Genomic DNA, 3,431 nt, shown 5'->3' with positions numbered 1-3,431 from the left:
TTGTGCGGTTTGCTGGAAGAAGGTGCTCATGAGAAATCCCCTAAATGTCTTGGTGGGAATTTAGGGGATTTTGGGGGATTTTGCAAAGGTCTCGGCCTGCCGTTTTCAGAAAGAAACGGCGATGTCGTTCCTGTGCGCCCTGAATTTTTCTTTGAACACGGCAGGCAGTTTCCAGTCGAAATACCAAGAGCCGTCGGGCATTTGCAGTGCGCCGCCGGCACAATGGAAGGAAAGCCGCCGGCCGTTTAACGTATCCGTTTCGCAAATTTCGATTTGGTGCGCCTTGCCCCAGTCGGCCACGGGCAGCAGGCGGGCAGCCGTTTCGATGCGCTGCCGTTGCCGGACAGCTTCCCCGATGTTGCCGCATTGCCCTTGGCAGCGGCCGACGGCGGCAACGGGACAAGGGGCGTTTCTGTCATAGCCCGGCGGCAGGATATTCAGTTCGGCCGGGCAAAATTGCTGTTCGCGCGCCCAATCATCCAGTGCGCGCTTGGCTGCTTTTTTGTGCAGAAACAGTCCGTTGGGCCGGTCGGGATAGAGGCCGTCTGAAAGCGGGCGGATTTGCGCTTGAAGTTTGCCTTTTTCGTTCGGATGGAATCGGACGGTAAAGTAATTTGTCGGGCATACATCGTTTTCAGACGGCCTGAATCCGTGTTCGGCCGACAGTTTGGCTTTGAGCATCAAGGCATGCAGCGGGCCGACGGCCGGCAGGAAGCGCAGCGATGCCGCCTGTTGCAGGGCAGGATTTCGGTGCAGCAGTTCCACTGCTTCGCGAAAGGTTTTGGTGTGTGCGTCGGCATACAGCGGCAGGCCGTCTGAATCCAGCCACAGCAGGGCACCATCGCCGTCGGACAGGGTATTCAGCTGCCCGGCCAGTTCGGGATGCAGCCCGACAGGCGGCAGCTTGGGGAGGGTCAGCGCACTGCCTTGTTCGACAAAAGGCAGGATACCGTAGCTGGCCGCCGTCAGCTCCAAATAGTCTGCCAACGCCAATACGTCGTTCATGGCACGGTGGCGCGAGCTGACGGCAATCTGATGGCGTTCGATGATGCTGTCCAAATTGTGTTTGAAAAACTGCGGATAGAGCCGCCGCGAAAGCTGGACGGTGCAGAGCGTGGGTGCGGCGTAAGAAAGCCGGCAGCGGGAAAATTCGTGGCGCAGGAAGGTATAGTCGAATTTGCTGTTGTGCGCCAACAGGAGCGTGCCGCGCAGCCGATGCAGCAAATCGTCCGACAAGTCGGCAAATGGCGGCGCATCGGCCACCATTTCATCGTCGATGCCGGTCAGATTGCTGACGAATTCGGGGATGTTCCGTTGGGGATTCACCAGTTGGCGGTAGCTTGAAACCCCGTTGCCGTCGAAGCGGAGGAAGGCGATTTCAGTAATGCGGTCCGTATAGGGATTACCGCCTGTGGCTTCCAAATCGATGATGACGACAGGCCGTCTGAAAGCCGAAAAAGCGGCTGCAAGTTGCGGCCAACGCGCGGTATCCATCATTTAAATTCTTTTTATATTCAAGCAAAACGGTGGATTTTAACCTTTTTTAGAAAAATATTCAGCAGAAAATATTGACAGCTTAGTTTTGCATCCATATAATTCGCATCTTTCTCGCACCCGTAGCTCAGTTGGATAGAGTATCTGGCTACGAACCAGAGGGTCGGGCGTTCGAATCGCTCCGGGTGCGCCAAAGAAAATTTATTTTATCCGCGCCCATCGTCTAGCGGTTAGGACATCGCCCTTTCACGGCGGTAACGGGGGTTCGATTCCCCCTGGGCGTGCCAGATTTTGAATAAACCCTTACTAAAAAATAGTAAGGGTTTATTTTTTGTCTTTTAAAATTAATAATTTGATTTCAGTATTATTCTGTTAATTTATCTTTACAATTTGTTCTGAGTAGTTCGTTTTCTGTTTGTTTTTGGCTATGATTGTATTGGATTTGCATCAGTAATTGCATTAGGCGGTTAAATAAAATTCCGCCAAATCGCGCTTATACTGCACATGCTTCCTTCAACTTATTTTAAAAGGACTTTCATTATGGCTTCAATCAGGAAAAAAACAAACGGTATGTGGTTTGCACAAGTGCGCCATCGTGCAACCGACAGGTTGCCTGCAATTAACCGTTCCACTTCATTTCCGCGTAAAACTGAAGCGGAAGCATGGGCAAATAAAATTGAGACTGAATGGCGTACGATGCGTTTTGGCGGCTGTCCCAATATCCCTTTTGCCGAAGTATTGCTGCGTTATCAAAAAGAGGTTTCCGTAAAAAAACGCGGCTATCAGTATGAAGCCAATTTATTTGCGCGGATTTTAAAGTTACCATTGGCTGAAGTCCGTTTACCGCATTTATCTGAAACCCATTTTCGCCAATGGGCAGATCGCAGGCTAAAAGAAATTCAATCATCCTCAGTACGCAGGGAGTGGAATGTGTTGTCCAATGTTCTGACCTGTGCCAGTAAAGAATGGAAACTTATTCCTGAAAACTTTATGTTGCGCCTGAATAAACCGGCGAATTCTCCTGCTAGGACACAGCGAATTTCCGATGAAGTTGCTGAACAGATCGCATATGTCGCCAATTACAGTCCAAATTGCACGCCACATACTTCGACACAACGGGTAGCTTGCGGGCAGGCGAAATTTGTTCATTGACTTGGGATAATGTTTACCTTGATGAAAACCATGTACATCTGCCCCGAACCAAAAATGGCCATCCGCGTGATGTGCCGCTTAGCCCGAAAGCCAAAGCCATTATTGGGCAGATGCAGGAAGTCAAACAAAATAATCAGGTTTTTAACCTAACCAAAGCATCATTGGATGCCCTGTTCCGTAAATTGAAAAAGCGTAATCTTTTCCAAGAAAACATTCGTTTTCATGATTCGAGACGCGAAGCCTTAACACGTTTAGCCCAAATATATAGCGTAATGGAATTGGCAAAAATCAGTGGACACCGCGATGTCCGTATTCTGCTTAACACATACTATGAACCCACGGCAAAAGATTTGGCGGTTAAAATGCATAGTAAATTGATTACGTGAACGCAACTATACAAAAGACAGCCTGAAAATCTTTCAGGCTGTCTTTTGTGTATTCTGGCACTTAATGCCGCTTTAAACTGCGAATATAGCGGATAATGTCTCCAGCAATCCAACGCCGTTCTTCGCGTTTGCGTATTTTACCGTCTATCCGGCGTACAGGCCTTGGGAAATCAGGATGGCTGACAATATGCTTATATGTATAGAGACCTTTGCAAAAAGCCTTTCCCCCGACAGCCGAAACCCAAAAACAGGTTTTCGGCTGTTTTCGCCTCCCCCAATACCTCCTGATTTTACCCAAATACCCCCTTAATTCTCCCCTGATACCCCCATAATCAGGTATCCGGGCCGCCTTTTAGGCGGCAACAGGCACACTTAGCCTGTTAGCCGCTTTCAACAGGT

The 3,431-nt window shown here is 49.5% G+C and carries 3 protein-coding genes and 2 tRNA genes; 4 read left to right on the top strand and 1 reads right to left on the bottom strand.

All coding sequences use genetic code 11. The annotated features are described in order from the left end of the window. Positions 1-105: 105 nt before the first annotated feature. Entirely contained in the window at positions 106-1,497 is a 1,392-nt protein-coding gene (locus tag ACTHSL_RS12315) for an exonuclease domain-containing protein (RefSeq protein WP_440381620.1), read from the bottom strand. Positions 1,498-1,610: 113 nt separating this feature from the next. Here ACTHSL_RS12315 and ACTHSL_RS12310 point away from each other — a divergent pair. The 4 genes from ACTHSL_RS12310 to ACTHSL_RS12295 all read left to right on the top strand — a co-directional run bounded on the left by ACTHSL_RS12310 (position 1,611) and on the right by ACTHSL_RS12295 (position 3,032). Next, positions 1,611-1,687: transfer RNA gene (locus ACTHSL_RS12310), tRNA-Arg, on the top strand. A gap of 19 nt (positions 1,688-1,706) precedes the next feature. Next, a tRNA-Glu gene (locus tag ACTHSL_RS12305) sits at positions 1,707-1,781 on the top strand. A 253-nt stretch (positions 1,782-2,034) separates the two neighbouring features. Then, positions 2,035-2,646, top strand: a complete 612-nt coding sequence (locus ACTHSL_RS12300; RefSeq protein ID WP_440381619.1) for a hypothetical protein — start codon at positions 2,035-2,037, stop codon at positions 2,644-2,646. Beyond that, the gene (locus ACTHSL_RS12295; RefSeq protein WP_440381618.1) at positions 2,643-3,032 is read left to right on the top strand and encodes a tyrosine-type recombinase/integrase; all 390 of its coding nucleotides are present in this window, start codon (positions 2,643-2,645) and stop codon (positions 3,030-3,032) included. Before ACTHSL_RS12300 ends, ACTHSL_RS12295 begins: the two co-directional genes overlap by 4 nt. The last annotated feature ends 399 nt before the right edge of the window (positions 3,033-3,431 follow it).

This window comes from Neisseria sp. P0008.S010, from assembly GCF_051962715.1.
Classification (GTDB): domain Bacteria; phylum Pseudomonadota; class Gammaproteobacteria; order Burkholderiales; family Neisseriaceae; genus Neisseria; species Neisseria elongata.
Note: the sequence above shows the minus strand (reverse complement) of the source record. Positions and strands in the feature narration are given on the sequence as shown.

Coding starts and splice junctions, on each gene's coding strand:
- ACTHSL_RS12315 (WP_440381620.1), bottom strand. CDS start 1,497: ATGATGGATACCGCGCGTTGGCCGCAACTTGCAGCCGCTTTTTCGGCT.
- ACTHSL_RS12300 (WP_440381619.1), top strand. CDS start 2,035: ATGGCTTCAATCAGGAAAAAAACAAACGGTATGTGGTTTGCACAAGTG.